An 18,430-nucleotide genomic window follows, 5' to 3' on the forward strand; every position below is an offset into this window, starting at 1 on the left:
TCCCCGGTGTTTTTTCTTAACCAATAGCATGTAATACAAACATAGCTAAGAATAAGCATGTAATGATATACATAGATGGTGCGACTTCTTTACGCTTTCCAAGAGCAACTTTTAAGATAGGGTAAGCAATAAATCCGAACGCAATGCCATCAGCGATACTATATGTGAGCGGGATCATGACGATAATTAAGAACGCTGGAAATCCTTCTGAAAAATCGTTCAGAGGAATTTGCTGAATGCTTGTAATCATCAGGCCGCCAATAATAATTAAGATTGGTGCAATGGCACTATCAGGAATTAGTTTGACAAACGGAAGTGCAAACAATGATGCAAAGAATAACAACCCCGTAACGATAGACGTCAGACCTGTCTTTCCGCCTGCAGTAATACCTGCGGCACTCTCTACTGTTGATACGGTAGGGCTTGTGCCAAATAGACCACATGTCATTGCTGAAATTGCATTGGCTTGGTAAGCACGTGGGAATTTACGGTCATCTTCTAATAAACCGTGCAGAAGTCCCATGTTCTCAAAAATAAGCACCATGCTTAAGGAGAATGTTGCAATCCAAAACGGTAAGGAAGAAAGTTTGCCAAATGACATAGCTCCAAAGACATCGCCGTAATTAGCGAATGAGAATGAACTATTTCCGATTTGACTTGTATCAACAAGGCCAAATAGCCATGCAATACCAGTTCCTATTGCAATCGTCCATAAAAAGTTTCCACGTACGTTACGAATAAATAGTACAAGTGCAACGATAAGAGTAAGCACGGTCGCAAGAACGACAGGGTTACTTAATTTACCCATTGCAACAGCAGTATTTGGGTTCGAAACGACTAAACCACCTTTTTGCAATCCGATAAACGCTAAAAATAATCCGATGCCGACAGTAATCGCTTCCTTTAATGACTTTGGAATTGATACTGATAGCACGCGAGCGATTGGTGTAAAAGCGGCAATTGCAAAAATAATACCAGAGATAAAGACAGCAGCCAATGCTTCTTGCCAAGTTAGTCCAAGCGTATGCACAGCTGTGTACGTGAAGAATGCATTTACACCCATACCAGGGACAAGAATAGCAGGTGCATTTGCCCAAAATGCCATGAGTAGACATCCGACAAATGAACTGAAAACAGTTGCTAAAATTCCAGCTTCAAGAGGAATGCCAGCATCGGATAAAATTGACGCATTTACAATCATAATATATACGATCGTGAAAAATGACGTAACTCCAGCTAAAACTTCTTGTTTTGGTGATGTTTCGTGTAAACCTAATTTAAATGTTCTTTCAAGTATTCCTTTCATGTTAAACCTTCTTTTTCATATCCCTCTCCCACCCGTGATATCTCTTTCGTAAGAGCTCACCGTCCTTTATTATATCAGAACATCATGTTTTTACAACAAGGAAAATGATAACGTTTACTTATAAATGAAATTATTTATAAATACGTAAAAATTGCCCGTATTGTTGAAATAATTTCTAATTCTCCCGATTGAATAGGTGGAGCTGCTTGCACATGTAAAGTAGCATAAGACGTAACCTCCCTTGGTAATTGGGCAGATTCTTCAACGAATGAGAGGGGAACAGGATTAATATTTAAATTATATGTACTCGCAATAGCACGAGCTTTTTCTACTGCCTGGTGCAGAGCTTGAATGAGAGCTTGCTCATAATATTTATTTGGATGAGATACTCGGAAACGTAACCCTTTTGCTACATTTGCGCCATTTGAAACGGCTATATCATATACTTCCCCAGCTTTTTGTACATTTAAAACGGTAATTTCATACAAATGCTCTACACGGTATCCTTGTAGCAATGCTTTATCATTTACATATTCGTATTGAGGAGTAATTGTATAAGAAATCGTCTCTATATCTTTATCGGCAATACCAAGCTGTTTAAGTGCATCCAGCAATTGTTTGGATTGCACTGCATTTTCTTCTTGAGCCTGTTTTACATTTTTATCATCTGTTCGAATGCCGAGTGTTAATATAACAACATTCGGTTTTGCTTTTACAACACCTTCTCCTTGTACAGTAATAGTAGCTTCTTTACCAGTATTAGCAGTGCGTACGTTGTGTAAATAAGGATTCATTCCACCCTGCATTTTCCATCACCATCCTTTTTATATGTATATGTGTGAACAAAAAAGAAATTTATATGAAAAAAGTTACATAAATGAGAATGTTGAGGAAAGAAAGCATATACAACATAGGTATTTATAGATTATAATATGTGTAAATATGATAAAAAAGGGACGAGGCTATTGAACGAAAAAAGAGAAACGCTGATTTTAGATTTATCTGCATCATTTCGAAAAATGATACGTTTATTACAAAATGATATTAATACACGTTTTGCAGAACATATGCCATATAATGAATTTTCTGTATTACGTGCGTTATTTTTAAACAGTCCACAGATGGCTTCGCAAATTGCGAGTGAAGTAAACGTAACCTCCAGTCATATTACAGCTGTTACAGATCGTCTCGTACGAAAAGGATTAGTAGAAAGAAAACGTTCTAATTCAGATCGTCGAATCGTGTACTTAGAAATTACAGAGCACGGAAGAGAAGTAACTGAAAAACTTGAAGCTGTGCGTAAAGAATATTATAAAGAGAGATTTAAAGGTTGGAGCGACCAAGAAATAGAAATGGTCTTAGAACTATTTGGCCGCGTATTATAATAAATGAGGATAGGAAGCGAAAGCATTCCTATCCTTTTTCTTTTGAATAAAAATATTTTGAAACTCCGATACTTTAATTAAAAGATCGGAGGAAAGATTATGAAATATATTGCTGCACTTACCATTTTATTTGGTAGTTTTTTCTGTTTTCAAACATTCACGTACGCAGATACGCCTATCCAAGTGGTGCGAAAAGAAGTGAAGTACATCGAAAACGATAATACAGTCTTATATTCGAAATTATGGGTTCGTTCTATGCAAAACGCAGTATTATTCCACCATAGCGATAATATTCGTAATCGGGACACATTACGTAATGTAACAAGTTCATCGCTTGTTAAAGCGAAGCAACTATCTTTTCAGAAAGCAGCACTTTATATACCGAGACTATCGCAATACGTATCAAAAATAGGGAAAGAAAACATTCAAGTGTACTACATTGCGATTCACTATAATGTGAAAAAAGAAAATGCATATCAATTAGATGGCATGAACTATTTTCTACAAGTATTCGTAAAAGAGCGTGGGGAATGGAAAATTGCTGAAAGTATAGTTGCACCGACAGAGCAAATTGTGCAAAATGGTGATGGATTTGGGATGAAAGAAGAGATGGTGTATGGGGATAGGAGAGAGAATGTGAAATAACCTCTTTATTTAGATCGGGATATATAATAAAAAAGCATTGCTCTTGTGCAATGCCTTTTTTATTTAGTTCATATAAGAGTTAAATAATTCATAACATATTTCTTTTGTCATTATATACCTTTTTCGTCAGCTTCTATTTAATGTCATTGTTCCGTGTTTATAGTTTCACATCTAAGATGCTTTTGGAAACATGTATCCACCACCTTAATGCATATTTATTTCCCTACAAAAGCAAACTTCAATTTTAATAGACGTGTAAAAATGAAGTAACTTATGGTAGCGAATAGGAAAAATCCAACATAATAAGACAGAAGTGCATCTCGTCCGCCTAATATTCTACCACCAAGTAGTCCGAAGCATAGAACAGTGCAAATTATGAACCATTTTTGCAAGTTAGGAAACAATAGTATTTTTCCACTTTGTTCGTTCGGTGTACGTGTATATAGAAAGGTTGCTATTGATAAAAAGGTAATGATGTAAGAAAATGGTGTTAATAGTGTCCAAGGAGAAGGTACAGAAATACGCTCCGTAGGATTGTCCTGTGATACACTGGGAAGTTTATTGCCATAGTCATCAAATGTTTCTATCGGGTGGTAATCATAAGTAATAGAAAAATATTCTAATGGTGAAATGATACCTATATGTTGTAAGTACTCATGAGTATGGAGCTCTATTTCTCCGATTGCATCTACAGACCATTGTGCGTGTGAATAAATGAATCCGGAAATTAACCATCCAAAACCGTATGGTAAAAATAATAGAATGATAGTTAAAATACTTTGAGAAAATATATGTCCAGTAAAAGTCCCGATAAATAAGGTGAATGTATAAATAGCGATAAGTACAACGGTAGCATATAGAAAGTAACTATAGAACGGAGCAAAGGTTTGATACTCATTGTGAAACGACATGTTCTTTATTCCGTACATGCTAATCCAGCAAACAATTTGTACTATAATAATATTCAAAACACCAAGCCACCATTTTGTTAAAAAAATATCCTTTCGTTTAAAAGGCATCGAGAATAGAAAATCAGTTGATTGATTATTACGTTCCCATCCAATTAAAAGACAAGCGAGTGCAATTAGAGTAGCTCCTTGAAAGAAGACGGCACCATCAGATGTCTGAAAATAGTAGGAGTAGTAATATGCATAGTCACCAAACTTCATTTTTGATAGTTTTAGTTGCATTTGCGCTTCTTGATAATATTTATAAGGTAGTTGATATAAACTAGTTAACCAGAATAATAGAATTATATATTTTCCTTGCTTCCATTGCCTCATCCATAAAGCTTTATGAAACATGTGAATCCTCCTCAAATGTAGTGATAAAAATATCTTCAAGTGACATTGTTAATTCTTCAATGAGTATAGGTTGCTCTTTATAAAACTTCTCAAGCGTTACAGCTACATTTCCTTCAATTAAAATCGTATATACTTTTCCCGTTTGATTTAATATTTTAATATTGCTTAAGTTTTCTAGTTTTTGAGGTAATGATCGTTCATAAGCAACTTGAATTTTAGCAAATTGTGATTTTGCATCGTCTAGTGATGTAATAGAAGATACGGTATGTCCTTTTAATATGATGATTGTATCTGCAATTTGTTCAACTTCATCTAAATGATGGGTAGATATGAAAATGGTAATCTCTTTTTCTGCAACTTCTCCAACGAGAAACTGTAAAATCTGTCTTTTAACGATAGGATCAAGTCCGTTTGTTGGTTCATCTAAAATAATATATTCTGCCTGTGCAGCAACAGCTAAAATGATGGCAAGCAGTGCCTTCATTCCTTTTGAATAACTACGAATTCGTTTGTTTGGTAAGTTGAAACGTTCTAGTAGTTCGTAGAAATATGGTTCATCAAATGCGGTATAAACTGCTTTATAAAACTTCACGATTTCTTTTACTGTATAACCGTTCAGTATGTTAGTAGAATCCGGGACATATACGATTTTTTGTTTCGTTTCAGGATTCTTATGAATGTCGATATCCTCATATGTAACAGTTCCCTCATCGGGGTCTAAAATGCCGACTATCGTTCGTAATAAAGTTGTTTTCCCCGCACCATTTCTTCCAAGTAATCCGACGATACTACCTTTTTGTAATGTGAAAGAAACATCGTCTAAAATTGTTTGATTATCAATTGTTTTCTTCAAGCTTGTCACTTTCAACATTCGTATTCCCTCCAATCTCTTTATAGTATGAATCTATCCAATCATGAATTTTATCTTTCGTAATACCAAGATAAGAGGCTTCTAATAGTAATTGATGAAATTGCTTTTCAACCATAGCGATTTTCCTTTCGTCTAATGTTGGGGTAATCGATTGGGATACAAATGTTCCTTTTCCTCGTAACGTTTCAATAATTCCTTGTCGCTCTAACTCTTGATACGCTTTACTCACTGTATTTGGATTTATAACGAGTAAAGAAGCGAGTTCGCGTACAGAAGGAAGTTTATCACTTGGAGCCAACATGTTTTTCAATACGAGTTCTTTTATATTTTGAACAATTTGTTCCCATATCGGAGTGTTGCTTCTTGGGTCAAGTTGAATATGCAAGAGCAATGTCTCCTTCCTCATATGTATTAAGTGTACTACTATGTGTAATACACTTAATACAATATAGGGGACGAATGTATTTGTCAACTGAAAATAATAGAAAAAATTGGTATTAAAAAAAGGAGAATTGGAAAAAATAGGTCTGATATAGAATGGAGGGTTAGTCATGAAGCGAGTTTTTGGAATACTTGTTTGTTTCATATTATTGCTTTCTGGAACTTCAGTGAGTTTTGCGCAATCTGAAAAAACGAAGCAGGAGAAAACAGAAGAAACAACGCCGAAGTTAGCGGAACAAGCGTCGTCAGCAATCGTAATTGAGCAAGATACAGGTAAAGTTTTATTTGATAAAAACCCAAATGAAAAATTACCACCTGCTAGTATGACAAAGATTATGACAATGCTTTTAATTATGGAACAAGTTGAAAAAGGAAAACTAAAACTGACCGATAAAGTTAGAGCAAGCGAACATGCAGCTTCAATGGGTGGATCGCAAATCTTTTTAGAACCTGGGGAAGAGATGACTGTAAATGAGATGTTAAAGGGTATTGCAATTGCATCTGGAAATGACGCATCTGTTGCAGTAGCCGAGCACATCGCAGGTTCAGAAGAAGGATTTGTAAATATGATGAACAAAAAGGCGAAAGATTTAGGGCTGAAAAATACACATTTTCAAAATCCAACAGGTCTTCCGGCCAAAGACCATTATTCGACAGCAAATGATATGGCTATAATGGCGAGAGAATTGATGAAGTATCCACTTATTCGTAAATACACAGGTAAGTACGAAGATTATTTACGTGAAGATACGGATAAAAAGTTTTGGCTCGTTAATACGAATAAACTAGTACGTTTTTATCCTGGCGTAGATGGAGTAAAAACAGGTTTTACGACAGAAGCGAAATATTGTTTAACAGCATCGGCTGAAAAAAATGGTATGCGTGTCATTTCAGTTGTCATGGGAGCACCAACATCAAAAGAACGGAACAACCAAGTGACAAAGCTTCTTGACTATGCATTTGGACAATATATGACAAAGAAATTGTATACGCGCGGCGAAAAAATTAAGACAGTTCAAGTAGGAAAAGGGAAAAAAGAAAAAGTAGATTTAGTTGCGTCAGATAATGTTTCTCTTCTTATGAAGAAGGGCGAGAATATGGACAAGGTAAAACAAGAAGTAATTGCTGAAAAGAAAGTAAAAGCACCGATTAAAAAAGGTGACGCGCTTGGCACCCTTGTTATAAAAAAAGATAAAGATGTTTTATTAAAACAAACAATTATAGCAAAAGAAGATGTTGCTGCAGCGAGCTGGTGGGAGTTATTTAAAAGAAGTTTTGGGATGTTTTCAACATCAAAATAGCGGCAAATATTTTGCCGCTTTTCTATTCGTATGTAAGTGAATAATGCTGAAAGGTTTCACTTTATGACGAAATAGTTCTTCTTTTGTCAGCAGGAAGGATTCTTATTTTATATCACGAAAATCTTTATGTATGTGAATAAGTAAAGTTTGAGCATAAGGAGGAAATCGTGTGAGTCTTTCCATGCAATTAGAAGTAAAACGTGACGTCCTATGTGTGAGACTAGAGGGTGAATTAGATCATCATACGGCTGAAGAGTTGCGAACGAAAGTAACAGATATGATTGAGACACATGGTGTTCATCATATTGTTTTGAGCCTAGAGAACTTATCGTTTATGGATAGTTCTGGTCTAGGTGTTATATTAGGCCGATATAAACACGTAAAGGGATTAGGTGGAGAAATGGTTGTTTGTGCAATTTCACCGCCTGTTAAGCGTTTATTTGAAATGTCGGGCTTATTCAAAATCGTTCGCTTAGAAGAAAGTGAAGCGCACGCGCTCGCGACGTTGGGGGTGGCATAGATGAGAAATGAAATGAACCTTCAATTTTCAGCATTAAGTCAAAATGAATCATTCGCTCGCGTTACAGTGGCGGCTTTCATTGCACAACTAGATCCAACGATGGAAGAATTAACGGAGATTAAAACAGTTGTGTCAGAAGCGGTTACAAATGCAATTATTCATGGATACGAAGGAAATGCAGAAGGTATTGTTTATATTTCTGTAATTTTGGAAGAAGCAATGGTGAAACTCACGATTCGAGATGAAGGGATTGGAATCTTTAACTTAGATGAAGCGAGACAACCCCTTTTTACAACTAAACCTGAATTAGAGCGTTCCGGAATGGGATTTACTATCATGGAAAATTTTATGGATGAAGTAGAAGTTATTTCAAACGAATCTTTCGGGACAACAATCCATTTGACAAAATACTTATCAAATAGTAACGCTCTATGCAATTAAGGAGAATAGCCTATGGACATAGAGGTCAAAAATGAGAAGAAGAAACCTCAGTTAAAGGACCACGAGCTAAAAGCGTTAATTCAAAAAAGTCAAGATGGAGATCAACAAGCGAGAGATACAATCGTTCAAAGTAATATGCGCCTCGTTTGGTCGGTTGTACAGCGGTTTCTTAATCGAGGATACGAACCAGACGACCTATTTCAAATTGGATGTATTGGGCTCTTGAAATCGGTAGATAAATTTGATTTATCTTTCGACGTGAAATTTTCAACATATGCAGTTCCAATGATTATTGGTGAAATACAACGTTTCTTACGCGATGATGGATCAGTGAAAGTTAGTAGGTCTTTAAAAGAAACGGGAAACAAAATTCGAAAGATGAGAGATGAGCTTTCGAAAGAATTCGGAAGGGCTCCAACGATTAATGAAGTGGCAGAGGCACTAGAACTAACGCCAGAGGAAGTTGTTCTAGCACAAGAAGCGAGCCGGGCCCCTTCATCTATACATGAAACTGTATATGAAAACGATGGAGATCCAATCACTATTTTAGATCAAATTGCAGATCAATCTGAAACGAAATGGTTTGATAAAATTGCTTTAAAAGAAGCGATTAGAGAACTAGATGAACGAGAGCGCTTAATTGTATACTTGCGTTACTATAAAGATCAAACACAGTCAGAAGTAGCCGAGCGCATAGGCATTTCGCAAGTACAAGTTTCAAGACTTGAAAAGAAAATATTAAAACAGATGAAAGATCGAATAGACGAATAATTGTCTATTCGATCTTTTTATGCCGTTAATAGGAGAGAGATGTTAATTTTCGCAAAAATTAACAGAATTTATTGATAATTTAGTCAATTTAAAATATAATCCAAGTATGAACTTGTCATAAAGGGGGAAGGAAACATGGAAACGAGGCAACAATGGGGAACGAGGGCTGGATTTATTTTCGCAGCGGTCGGATCTGCCGTTGGATTAGGAAACATATGGCGTTTTCCTTATACAGCGTATGAAAATGGAGGAGGAGCATTCTTTTTACCGTATTTATTTGCATTATTAACGACTGGTATTTCATTGTTAGCGTTTGAGTTTGCCCTTGGTCATCGTCATCGTGGCTCAGCACCACTTACATTTTTCCGTATTAGCCCGCGTGCAGAATTTATTGGATGGTGGCAAATGTGCGTAACATTTATCGTTTCAACATATTATGCAGTGATTATTGCTTGGTCTATATCGTATACATACTTTGCAATTACTGGAGCATGGGGAAAAGACACGCAATCATTTTTATTTAAAGAGTACTTACATGTTGCAGATAAGCCAGGACAATTTGGAGGACTTGTACCAGAAGTATTAATTCCGTTAGCTCTCGTTTGGATTATTGTGCTTGGCGTTGCATTTAAAGGAGTTAAAAAAGGAATCGAAGTTGTTAACCGTATATTTATTCCTTTATTAGTTGTTATGTTCCTTATTATCGTTGTTCGTGCAGTGACGATGGAAGGTGCTATGCAAGGACTAGATGCATTCTTTAAACCAGATTGGAGTCGTATTTTTGATGGGAAAGTATGGCTTGCTGCTTACGGTCAAATATTCTTTAGTTTATCTTTAGCATTTGGAATTATGATTACGTATTCTAGTTATTTACCGAAAAACTCGGATACAACAAATAATGCCTTTATTACTGGATTTGCAAACTCAGGATTTGAATTATTAGCAGGTATTGGGGTCTTTGCAGCTCTTGGATTTATGGCAAATAATATGGGAGTACCGGTTGATAAAGTAGCAAGTGCTGGCGTTGGGCTTGCGTTCGTAGTATTTCCCCAAATTATTAATGAATTGCCGATGTCACCGTTGTTTGGTGTTTTATTTTTCTTATCGTTAACGGTTGCTGGAATTACATCACTTATTTCACTCGCGGAAGTATGCTTTGCCGCTGTATCTGAAAAATTCAGTTTAAGTCGGGAAAAAACTATTGGAATTATGGGAACCCTTCTCGTGTTAGTTTCTCTTGTTTTTGCAACACGTGGTGGACTTATGTTCTTAGATGTTGTCGACTATTTCGCTAATAATTTCGGATTAATTACAATTGCACTTGCGGAAGTAGTTACGATAGGGCTCATTTTACGCCGTTTACCAGTTTATCAAAATCATGCAAACTTTGTATCTGATATTAAATTAGGAACGTTTTGGAGAGTGAGTTTACTCGTTATTACTCCGCTTATGTTAGGGTATATGCTAATTGATGGTACAATCCAAAATATTAAAAAGAACTACGGAGATTATCCGACTGAGTTTGTTGTAACGTATGGTTGGTCGATAGCAGCAGCATTCCTCATAGTTGCAATAATCATTGGCCTGAAAAAATGGGATGCACAAATTCATTCGGATTCTGCCAAGCTTGAAAAAGAATGGAAAGATCGAGGTGTTTCATAATGAGTGGATCAGCGATTATGATGATGGTTATTGGAATAGTAGTCATTTGGGGAGGGCTTGCATTAAGTATTGCAAACTTATTTAAGAAAAAGGCATAAGTAAAAAACATCTGTACCAAAATGGTGCAGATGTTTTTTTATGAAAAAATTGTATTAGAAAAAAATTCAATAACCATACTACAACTACGAGGAAGAGTGAAGGGGTGAATGAAAGTTGGAACAAACGATTTATATTAAAATGCGCAATCGTTTAAAAGTTTCTCCTTCGTATGAAGTGAAGCTAGGTGATGTTGCTCAGCTTGCTGGAGATGCTTTCGTAGTTGAAGCGTTACAAAATGAGATTGTTTACAAAATAACAGCACACGATAAGACGCATGTTGTAATTGATGTTATGAAGATAATTGAGATCATTAGGCGAAAAGCGGCTCACATACAAATTAATTTACTCGGTTCTGGACAAACTCTTGTTGAAATTATTTATGAAAAAAAGAAAGTGCACCCAGTTTTCTTTGGACTTGTATGGTTATTACTTTTTATTGGAGCAGCTCTTGCAATCATTTATTTCCATGAGGATGTAAGTATGCAACAAGTACATCAACGGTTATATTACATGATTACTGGAGAATTTAATGCACAGCCACTTTTATTTCAAATTCCTTATTCTGTAGGTCTTGGCTTAGGGATGGTTCTATTCTTTAATCATGTATTTCAAAAACGAATTAATGAAGAGCCGAGTCCGTTAGAAGTTGAGATGTTTCAATACCAACAGTCGCTTGATCAATATGTAATCGTTAATGAAAACAAGGATAATATGAAACAACTTGCCGATGATTGAGTCTGGATTTGTTATTTTAATTGGTTTAGCTGGAGGGATAGCGGTAGGTAGCGGATATGTCGCATTTTTAGCTGTACTTGGTATAATCCCCCGTTTAGCTCAATTAACGAGAAGTGGAAAGCATATTCAATATTTTGAGTGGGCAGTTATTGCAGGTACTTTAACAGGGGCTTGGTGCAGTTTGAAAAACATTACATTTCAAACGTCGCAATATTGGCTCGTTATATTAGGGCTATTTTGTGGTACGTTCATTGGAATGCTCGCTGCGGCATTAACAGAGGTGTTAAATGTTCTACCTATTTTAGCGAAACGAGTAGGGATAGAGGGGAAGATTATTGTTTTACTCGTTGCTCTTGTACTTGGGAAAGTAATAGGCTCGTTGTTTCACTGGATTTATTTCGTAAAGTAGGAGGCAGTATATAAATGACAAGTCAGAAATTGAAGGATGATTACATAAATAAAGTGAAGGAGTATCATCCAAAGCCAAACTATTTACTAAATTGTATCAAAGCATTTCTTGTAGGTGGACTCATTTGTACAGTTGGAGAAGTATTGATGAAATTTTATATACATTATTTTCACTTCAGTGAACAAGAGGCAGGAAACCCAACTGTTGCAACGCTTGTTTTATTATCCGCGATTTTAACAGGATGTGGTGTATATGATAAAATCGGTCAATTTGCTGGAGCAGGATCAGCGGTACCGGTAACAGGATTTGCAAATTCTATGGCGAGCGCTGCCTTAGAACATAAGAGTGAAGGGATTGTTCTAGGGATTGCGACAAATATGTTTAAACTGGCAGGAAGTGTGATTGTATTTGGGGTTGTTGGTGCATATATCATTGGGTTAATAAGGTATACCTTTAAAATTTTTATGTCTTAAAGGAGGGGCTAGTATGAGGTTGACCGGAAAACAAACGTGGGTATTTCAAAACGATATATATGTGAATGCAACGGGTACTGCTGTCGGTCCGAAAGAAGCTGAGGGCCCTCTTGGAAAAGATTTTGATATTTCATATGATGACTTGCATTGTGGAGAGGAAAATTGGGAGCTCGCCGAACGAAGATTAATGTCAGACTCAATTCAACAAGCAGTGCAAAAAGGGAATATAAAAACATCGCAAATTGATTTCTTTTTAGCGGGAGATTTATTAAATCAAACAGTGACAGCAAATTATGTTGCGCGTAAGTGGGGCATTCCTTTTTTAGGAATGTTTAGCGCCTGTGCGACGTCTATGGAGACTTTAGCAGTTGGATCAGCTTTTATAGACGGTGGATTTGCAAATCGTGTCTTAGCTACAGTAAGTAGTCATAATGCAACGGCTGAAAGACAATTTCGCTATCCAACAGAGTACGGTGGGCAAAAACCAGGGACAGCAAATTCAACTGTGACTGGTGCAGGATCTATATTAATTAGTAATGAAAAAAGTGCAATTAAAATTACGGCGGCTACAATCGGAAAAGTGCAAGATTTAGGAATCACAAATCCTTTGGATATGGGGGCAGCGATGGCTCCAGCAGCAGCTCATACAATTCAACAGCATTTTGAAGATTTAAGAAGAAGTGCCGATGACTATGATTTGATTGTTACGGGTGATTTATCAGCTGTTGGGACACCGATTGCAAAACAACTTTTACTTGAGGAAGGTTACGATCTTGGACATATATACAATGATTGCGGATTAATGATTTATGAATCAAGTCAAGAAGAAGTGTTTGCAGGTGGTAGTGGTTGCGCTTGTTCAGCAGTTGTCACATATGGCCATTTATTACACGAGATGCAAAAAGGGAATTTACAACGAATTTTTGTCGTTGCCACTGGCGCATTATTAAGCCCGATAATGATGCAACAGAAAGAAACGATCCCAACAATTGCACATGGTGTCGTATTTGAGAGAGTTAAAGGAGAGTGAATTGTGGATTTTATATATGCATTTCTTGTAGGTGGAGCTATTTGTGTAATTGGGCAACTATTGTTAGATTTCGCAAAGTTAACACCAGCTCATTTAATGGCAACTTTTGTAGTCATCGGAGCAATTTTAGATGGATTTGGATTGTACGATAAACTAATAAAGTTTGCAGGTGCTGGAGCAACAGTCCCTATTACAAGTTTTGGACATTCACTATTGCACGGAGCAATGCATGCAGCAGAAAAACATGGATATTTAGGAATTGGTATTGGCATGTTTAGTTTAACGTCTGCGGGCATTTCCGCAGCGATATTGTTTTCGTTTTTTATAGCACTTATATGTAAACCGAAAGGATAAATCAAATGAGACGAAGGGTTGTTTTGGTCACAGATGGAGATGAATATGCAAAGCGGACAATTGAGCTTTTAACAAAGGAATTTGGGGGAAGGTGTATTTCAGCATCACAAAGTAATCCAACCAAATTGACAGGGAAAAAAGTTGTTGAGCTTATTATGCAAACGCCATATGACCCTGTATTTGTCATGTTTGATGACAGTGGATTTATTGGAGAAGGATCTGGTGAAAAGGCTTTAAAATATGTAGCTACCCATAAACAAATTGATGTGCTCGGTATTTTAGCGGTAGCGTCTAATACGCATCATTGGGAATGGGCACGTGTAGATGTAAGTGTAGATCGGAACGGAAATTTAACCGAGTACGGTGTTGATAAATTTGGACTTCCAGATGGTGAAATTGGCAGAATTAGCGGAGATACAATTTATTGTTTAGATGACTTGAATGTTCCTGTCATCGTTGGAGTCGGTGACATTGGTAAGATGTGCGGGAATGATGAATGGGAGAGGGGATCACCTATTACTAGAAAAGCGATTCAATTAATTTTGGAAAGGAGTGGTTTTTATGACGAAGCCTAAAAAAGTGGATATCCCTATATCAACTTTCATAAGTGATAATGAAAATTATTTAAAGCAGACAGTTGGACTAGGCGTTACATACGATGTTGGCATTCGTAAATTTCAAATTTTGAATAAAGAAATCGGTGTGTTATTTGTAAACGGACTTTGTGATACAAATTATATTATCCCTATTTTAGAAGAAGCGGTGGATACAAATGAGATAAGGGATGTAGAAGAAGATACAGTGAAGCTTTTAGAGAATCGCTTAATCCATCAACAAGTAAGCAAAGTGAAAACGATGGATGAGGTAATGCTCCAAGTATTATCAGGGCTCATTGTGATATTTGTGGAAGGGGAAACGGAAGCGTTCGCGATCGATGTTCGTAGTTATCCAGGGCGAACACCGACAGAACCAGATACCGAAAAGGTAGTACGCGGTGCGAGGGATGGATTTGTTGAAAATATCGTTGTAAATACAGCGTTAATTCGTAGGAGAATTCGAGATCCACGACTTCGAAATGAAATGGTTCGAGTAGGAGATAGATCACAAACGGATATTTGTATTACATACGTTCAAGATGTTGCAAATCCAGATTTAGTAAAGATTATAAAACAAGAATTAAATAACATCGATGTAGATGGAATTACGATGGCGGATAAAACAGTAGAAGAATTTGTTGTAAAGCAAAGTTATAACCCATTCCCGCTTATTCGATATACAGAAAGGCCAGATGTAGCAGCAAATCATCTACTAGAAGGACATGTGTTAGTACTTGTTGACACATCACCAAGTGCTATGATTACACCGACAACATATTTTCATCATTTACAGCACGCAGAAGAGTTTAGACAAAATCCAGCTGTCGGTACATTTTTACGCTGGGTGCGCTTTTTAGGTGTTATATTCTCGTTATTTTTATTACCATTTTGGTTAGTGTTTGTATTTGATCCAACTCTTTTACCAGCAAATCTTGCTTTTATTGGACCGACTAAGATGACGCATTTACCAATCCTATTACAGGTGTTAATGGCAGAGGTCGGACTTGAGTTTTTAAGGATGGCTGCTATTCATACTCCAACCCCATTATCGTCTGCAGCAGGGTTGATTTCCGCCATATTAATTGGTCAAATTGCAATTGATGTAGGTTTGTTTGTGCCAGAAGTAATTTTGTATGTAGCGGTTTCGATGATTGGTGCATATGCAACACCGAGTTATGAATTAGGATTAGGGAATAAGGTTGGGAAATTGTTTGTTATTATTTTAACAGGTCTCTTCCATGAGATGGGATTTGTAATTGGTATGACGATATTAATTTTATTTTTAACGTCTATAAAAAGTTTACAAACACCTTATTTATGGCCGTTTTTACCATTTGATTGGGGCGCGTTAACAAAAATTTTACTCCGTCCAACGATGTCTAGTTTAAAAGTACGACCAAGTATTGTAAGACCTCAAAATGTAAAAAGACAAAAATAAACGGGATTATACACCCGTTTATTTTTTTTAGTAAAAATTTATTGTTTTTTAACAAAAATCAAACATTTTTTGTGTACACTTAGAGTAGATATTGTGTATGGAAGGGGAAGAGTACATGATTAAATTATTTGTAAGTGATTTAGATGACACGCTCGTTTACGATGTGAATCATATGCAAAAAGAAGATGAACGTGCGCTGTGTTGGTTAGCTGAGAAAGGGACAAATATTTGTTTTGCCTCTGGCCGCTTTACACACAGAATTGATGAAGTTGTAAAAAGGTTTTCATTCCCATATTACATAACTGGCTTAAATGGAGCGACAATGTTACTTCCAGGTGGGAATTTATTTCATGAATCGAGTTTTGAAAATACGGTTGCCCAGGAAATATATCGATATATACATAAAAAAGGACTAGCGGATATTGTTTGTGCAAATGAGCAACGATATACAAAAAGGAAAAATGAACATCACCATAATTTTGAAGCGTATATGGGCGTGCATATCGCCGAAATTGAAGCGTTAGAAGAAGAGTTTGGTAAGACTGTACACCCTGCAAAATTGTTTGTTTTTGGAGAAGAAGAGAAAATTGTGACATTAGATCAAGAGCTACGAGATACGTTTCAAGGCGAAGCGGAAGTTTTTATATCAGGTAAACGCTATGTTGATATTATGCCAAGAGGCGTGAGTAAGGGGAGTGCTCTAAAACGACTAATGGACCATTTGCAAATTGAAGCAAATGAAGTTGCTTGTATTGGAGATTCTTTCAATGATATTTCTATGTTTGAAGTAACCCCGCATTCATTTACTCTTCATCATGCCCATCCATATGTAAAGGAGAAAGCAAATCATATAGTGCGTTCGGTTGAAGAGGCTGTTATGAAATTACCGTTACTTGTATAAAAAAGAAGCCCGTCACTGGCGGGCTTCTTTTTTACTTGAATAAAGATTTAACAAAATCAATGATACTTGAGAAGAAATCTTTCACTTTATCTAGAAAACTTTGTCCTTCTTCAGATCCTAAAAAGGCAGAAACGTGTTCTTTTGCTTTGTTTAATTGACTACCAACTTGATTCCAATCGATATTAAGATTCTTCATTTTATCAAATAACGCTACTAGGTTATCTAATTGTTCATCTGTTAATGTAATGCCGAGTTGATCAGCAATTTTTTTAATTAATGAACGTAAATCTTCTGTTGTTTTTGGCTGTTCTTTTGCAATTTCTTCTTTAATTTTTGCAACAAGTTGAACTGCTTTTTCTTCACCAATTTTATCACCAAGCTGGGCTGTTTGTACCATTTCTTCATTCGCTACTTTTTTAACTTCTTCCGGAATTGGTTTATTGGACGCAGTTTCATATGCTTTCATTAATCCAGTTAAAGCTGCAGTTCCTGAAACTTTAAAAGGTGCAGTAATTTGAATTTCTGCATCTTTTACACCTGCTGTAATCAAAGCGTTAGTGTACATTGCATCTGTTACCCAGTTAATGTTCTTTGATCGCACAATAAGACCAGATCCTGGTTTTGTGTATGTAATCATAGAAGAAGAAATTGCTCTCGTACCAATTTGTGCTTTTGGAACAATGCCTTCTAGAAATTTATGTTCTTCCGCATTAGATACAGTAATAATTGTAGCATCTTTCGGTGCTTTCATTTCTTTTAACAGATCTTGTTTTTGTTGTTCGGATAAGTTCTCTCCTAGTGTAACAATTGATTCTCCCTCGATGATGTCTGCAAATGAAGCTGTTGGCATCATAAATACCGTTACAGCTAATAGCAGAGCTAATAATTTCGTTTTCACGAAAAACCGCTCCCTTTCTCTTTCTAAAATTTTCGGGCAACAAAGTTATTATAGTATATATTTCTTATTTGTCACCTAGCTTTTTCCGCATTTTAAAAAAGAAGTATCTAGATTGTCGGATTCTTTTTGTTTCTAGTCATGAATGTGGTAATATAGTGCTGAGATAGTTGAAAGGAGACATATACATATGAAAACTTTAGGATACATATTAATGGAAAACGGTGAAAAAATCGAATTGGAATTTTTCCCAGAAGAAGCGCCAAAAACAGTAGAAAACTTTAAAAAATTAGCAGAGCAAGGATTTTATGACGGTGTTACATTCCACCGTGTTATTCCTGGCTTCGTAAGCCAAGGTGGAGACCCAACAGGTACAGGTGCTGGTGGTCCAGGTTACTCTATTCCATGTGAAACTGATGGAAACCCTCATAAACACCTTGTAGGATCACTTTCTATGGCTCACGCTGGCCGTAACACAGGCGGTAGCCAATTCTTTGTTGTTCATGAGCCACAGCCACATTTAGATGGCGTTCATACTGTATTTGGTAAAGCAACAAGCGGTATTGAAACAGTATTAAAAATGCGTCAAGGCGATGTAATGAAAGAAGTTAAAGTTTGGGAAGAATAAGGTAAGGAAAAAGAGAGCTTTTGCTCTCTTTTTTATTTTTAATGAGATTGAGTACTTCTTCTATAGCTCATCATACAAGTAGTATTGTTGCTAAAATATATTGCTTGTGAGAACAAAGCTTTAACAAATTACATAGAATACATTACATTATATGTTTCAACAAATATTTTTTGTTATATTAATTTTGCTAGAATTGTGCTGTTTTAGGGGAACTATTAACGAAGT

General features: G+C 36.2%; 23 protein-coding genes. 17 read left to right on the plus strand and 6 right to left on the minus strand.

Annotated elements, in window-relative coordinates; translation table 11 throughout:
- Positions 1–16: 16 nt before the first annotated feature.
- Together OXT04_RS15845 and OXT04_RS15850 are read right to left on the minus strand one after the other, a co-directional pair.
- Entirely contained in the window at positions 17–1,306 is a 1,290-nt protein-coding gene (locus tag OXT04_RS15845) for an NCS2 family permease (RefSeq protein WP_000676248.1), read from the minus strand.
- Between the two features lie 134 nt (positions 1,307–1,440).
- Complete coding sequence (locus OXT04_RS15850; RefSeq protein ID WP_098284571.1) at positions 1,441–2,112, minus strand: SIMPL domain-containing protein; 672 nt, start codon at positions 2,110–2,112, stop codon at positions 1,441–1,443.
- 159 nt (positions 2,113–2,271) lie between these two features.
- On the opposite strand from OXT04_RS15850, the gene OXT04_RS15855 reads away from it, so the two are divergent.
- On the plus strand, positions 2,272–2,691 hold the full coding sequence (locus tag OXT04_RS15855) for a MarR family winged helix-turn-helix transcriptional regulator (RefSeq protein ID WP_001003307.1): 420 nt from the start codon (positions 2,272–2,274) through the stop codon (positions 2,689–2,691).
- 99 nt (positions 2,692–2,790) lie between these two features.
- Positions 2,791–3,336 carry a hypothetical protein gene (locus OXT04_RS15860; protein WP_097924721.1) on the plus strand — a complete coding sequence of 182 codons (546 nt, stop codon included), beginning with the start codon at positions 2,791–2,793 and terminating at the stop codon, positions 3,334–3,336.
- A 215-nt stretch (positions 3,337–3,551) separates the two neighbouring features.
- Here OXT04_RS15860 and OXT04_RS15865 read toward each other — a convergent pair whose 3' ends face one another.
- From OXT04_RS15865 to OXT04_RS15875, 3 genes are read right to left on the minus strand one after another with little or no spacing between them, the layout of a single operon-like run.
- Complete coding sequence (locus tag OXT04_RS15865; RefSeq protein WP_000468508.1) at positions 3,552–4,640, minus strand: ABC-2 transporter permease; 1,089 nt, start codon at positions 4,638–4,640, stop codon at positions 3,552–3,554.
- Positions 4,630–5,511, minus strand: coding sequence for an ABC transporter ATP-binding protein (locus OXT04_RS15870; RefSeq protein WP_000922125.1), 882 nt, complete (start codon positions 5,509–5,511; stop codon positions 4,630–4,632). The genes OXT04_RS15865 and OXT04_RS15870 overlap by 11 nt, the downstream gene beginning before the upstream one ends.
- A complete protein-coding gene (locus tag OXT04_RS15875) occupies positions 5,477–5,896 on the minus strand; it encodes a GntR family transcriptional regulator (RefSeq protein ID WP_000548028.1) in 420 nt (139 codons plus the stop codon). The genes OXT04_RS15870 and OXT04_RS15875 overlap by 35 nt, the downstream gene beginning before the upstream one ends.
- Before the next feature lie 166 nt (positions 5,897–6,062).
- Between OXT04_RS15875 and dacF the strand changes: the two genes are divergently transcribed.
- The 14 genes from dacF to OXT04_RS15945 all read left to right on the plus strand — a co-directional run bounded on the left by dacF (position 6,063) and on the right by OXT04_RS15945 (position 16,682).
- On the plus strand, positions 6,063–7,253 hold the full coding sequence (gene dacF, locus OXT04_RS15880) for a serine-type D-Ala-D-Ala carboxypeptidase DacF (RefSeq protein WP_000831976.1): 1,191 nt from the start codon (positions 6,063–6,065) through the stop codon (positions 7,251–7,253).
- Between the two features lie 169 nt (positions 7,254–7,422).
- On the plus strand, positions 7,423–7,773 hold the full coding sequence (gene spoIIAA, locus OXT04_RS15885) for an anti-sigma F factor antagonist (protein WP_000059135.1): 351 nt from the start codon (positions 7,423–7,425) through the stop codon (positions 7,771–7,773).
- Positions 7,774–8,214, plus strand: coding sequence for an anti-sigma F factor (spoIIAB, locus tag OXT04_RS15890; RefSeq protein WP_001243398.1), 441 nt, complete (start codon positions 7,774–7,776; stop codon positions 8,212–8,214).
- Positions 8,215–8,226: 12 nt separating this feature from the next.
- Positions 8,227–8,985, plus strand: a complete 759-nt coding sequence (sigF, locus tag OXT04_RS15895) for an RNA polymerase sporulation sigma factor SigF (RefSeq protein ID WP_000350729.1) — start codon at positions 8,227–8,229, stop codon at positions 8,983–8,985.
- A gap of 135 nt (positions 8,986–9,120) precedes the next feature.
- Complete coding sequence (locus OXT04_RS15900; protein ID WP_000450088.1) at positions 9,121–10,647, plus strand: sodium-dependent transporter; 1,527 nt, start codon at positions 9,121–9,123, stop codon at positions 10,645–10,647.
- Positions 10,647–10,745 carry a methionine/alanine import family NSS transporter small subunit gene (locus OXT04_RS15905; protein ID WP_000016826.1) on the plus strand — a complete coding sequence of 33 codons (99 nt, stop codon included), beginning with the start codon at positions 10,647–10,649 and terminating at the stop codon, positions 10,743–10,745. Before OXT04_RS15900 ends, OXT04_RS15905 begins: the two co-directional genes overlap by 1 nt.
- 115 nt (positions 10,746–10,860) lie before the next feature.
- Positions 10,861–11,481: a stage V sporulation protein AA gene (locus OXT04_RS15910; protein ID WP_016512343.1), complete on the plus strand. Its 621-nt coding sequence runs from the start codon at positions 10,861–10,863 to the stop codon at positions 11,479–11,481.
- Complete coding sequence (gene spoVAB / locus OXT04_RS15915) at positions 11,474–11,890, plus strand: stage V sporulation protein SpoVAB (protein ID WP_043352414.1); 417 nt, start codon at positions 11,474–11,476, stop codon at positions 11,888–11,890. The genes OXT04_RS15910 and spoVAB overlap by 8 nt, the downstream gene beginning before the upstream one ends.
- Positions 11,891–11,904: 14 nt before the next feature.
- The gene (gene spoVAC, locus OXT04_RS15920; protein WP_000203808.1) at positions 11,905–12,363 is read left to right on the plus strand and encodes a stage V sporulation protein AC; all 459 of its coding nucleotides are present in this window, start codon (positions 11,905–11,907) and stop codon (positions 12,361–12,363) included.
- A gap of 13 nt (positions 12,364–12,376) precedes the next feature.
- Positions 12,377–13,393, plus strand: a complete 1,017-nt coding sequence (gene spoVAD / locus OXT04_RS15925; protein WP_001241138.1) for a stage V sporulation protein AD — start codon at positions 12,377–12,379, stop codon at positions 13,391–13,393.
- Between the two features lie 3 nt (positions 13,394–13,396).
- Positions 13,397–13,747, plus strand: a complete 351-nt coding sequence (spoVAE, locus tag OXT04_RS15930) for a stage V sporulation protein AE (protein ID WP_000345907.1) — start codon at positions 13,397–13,399, stop codon at positions 13,745–13,747.
- Between the two features lie 5 nt (positions 13,748–13,752).
- A complete protein-coding gene (gene spoVAEA / locus OXT04_RS15935; protein ID WP_001254416.1) occupies positions 13,753–14,322 on the plus strand; it encodes a stage V sporulation protein SpoVABEA in 570 nt (189 codons plus the stop codon).
- On the plus strand, positions 14,309–15,781 hold the full coding sequence (gene spoVAF / locus OXT04_RS15940) for a spore germination protein SpoVAF (RefSeq protein WP_000165595.1): 1,473 nt from the start codon (positions 14,309–14,311) through the stop codon (positions 15,779–15,781). The genes spoVAEA and spoVAF overlap by 14 nt, the downstream gene beginning before the upstream one ends.
- A gap of 97 nt (positions 15,782–15,878) precedes the next feature.
- Entirely contained in the window at positions 15,879–16,682 is an 804-nt protein-coding gene (locus OXT04_RS15945; protein WP_141537024.1) for a Cof-type HAD-IIB family hydrolase, read from the plus strand.
- 31 nt (positions 16,683–16,713) lie between these two features.
- On the opposite strand, the gene OXT04_RS15950 is transcribed toward OXT04_RS15945, so the two are convergent.
- A complete protein-coding gene (locus tag OXT04_RS15950) occupies positions 16,714–17,580 on the minus strand; it encodes a DUF1002 domain-containing protein (protein WP_000850513.1) in 867 nt (288 codons plus the stop codon).
- Positions 17,581–17,767: 187 nt separating this feature from the next.
- Between OXT04_RS15950 and OXT04_RS15955 the strand changes: the two genes are divergently transcribed.
- Positions 17,768–18,205, plus strand: coding sequence for a peptidylprolyl isomerase (locus OXT04_RS15955; protein ID WP_000853788.1), 438 nt, complete (start codon positions 17,768–17,770; stop codon positions 18,203–18,205).
- Positions 18,206–18,430: the final 225 nt, after the last annotated feature.

Source organism: Bacillus sp. GC_Bacil_1 (genome assembly GCF_026540675.1).
Taxonomy (GTDB): domain Bacteria; phylum Bacillota; class Bacilli; order Bacillales; family Bacillaceae_G; genus Bacillus_A; species Bacillus_A cereus.

Bases quoted from the DNA above. Each gene is read 5' to 3' on its own strand.
- spoVAEA (WP_001254416.1), top strand. From the start codon at position 13,753: ATGAGACGAAGGGTTGTTTTGGTCACAGATGGAGATGAATATGCAAAG.
- OXT04_RS15870 (WP_000922125.1), bottom strand. From the start codon at position 5,511: ATGTTGAAAGTGACAAGCTTGAAGAAAACAATTGATAATCAAACAATT.
- OXT04_RS15865 (WP_000468508.1), bottom strand. From the start codon at position 4,640: ATGTTTCATAAAGCTTTATGGATGAGGCAATGGAAGCAAGGAAAATAT.
- spoVAC (WP_000203808.1), top strand. From the start codon at position 11,905: ATGACAAGTCAGAAATTGAAGGATGATTACATAAATAAAGTGAAGGAG.
- spoVAB (WP_043352414.1), top strand. From the start codon at position 11,474: ATGATTGAGTCTGGATTTGTTATTTTAATTGGTTTAGCTGGAGGGATA.
- dacF (WP_000831976.1), top strand. From the start codon at position 6,063: ATGAAGCGAGTTTTTGGAATACTTGTTTGTTTCATATTATTGCTTTCT.
- sigF (WP_000350729.1), top strand. From the start codon at position 8,227: ATGGACATAGAGGTCAAAAATGAGAAGAAGAAACCTCAGTTAAAGGAC.
- OXT04_RS15955 (WP_000853788.1), top strand. From the start codon at position 17,768: ATGAAAACTTTAGGATACATATTAATGGAAAACGGTGAAAAAATCGAA.
- OXT04_RS15850 (WP_098284571.1), bottom strand. From the start codon at position 2,112: ATGCAGGGTGGAATGAATCCTTATTTACACAACGTACGCACTGCTAAT.
- OXT04_RS15860 (WP_097924721.1), top strand. From the start codon at position 2,791: ATGAAATATATTGCTGCACTTACCATTTTATTTGGTAGTTTTTTCTGT.
- spoVAF (WP_000165595.1), top strand. From the start codon at position 14,309: ATGACGAAGCCTAAAAAAGTGGATATCCCTATATCAACTTTCATAAGT.
- spoIIAB (WP_001243398.1), top strand. From the start codon at position 7,774: ATGAGAAATGAAATGAACCTTCAATTTTCAGCATTAAGTCAAAATGAA.
- OXT04_RS15905 (WP_000016826.1), top strand. From the start codon at position 10,647: ATGAGTGGATCAGCGATTATGATGATGGTTATTGGAATAGTAGTCATT.
- spoVAD (WP_001241138.1), top strand. From the start codon at position 12,377: ATGAGGTTGACCGGAAAACAAACGTGGGTATTTCAAAACGATATATAT.
- OXT04_RS15900 (WP_000450088.1), top strand. From the start codon at position 9,121: ATGGAAACGAGGCAACAATGGGGAACGAGGGCTGGATTTATTTTCGCA.
- OXT04_RS15945 (WP_141537024.1), top strand. From the start codon at position 15,879: ATGGAAGGGGAAGAGTACATGATTAAATTATTTGTAAGTGATTTAGAT.
- OXT04_RS15845 (WP_000676248.1), bottom strand. From the start codon at position 1,306: ATGAAAGGAATACTTGAAAGAACATTTAAATTAGGTTTACACGAAACA.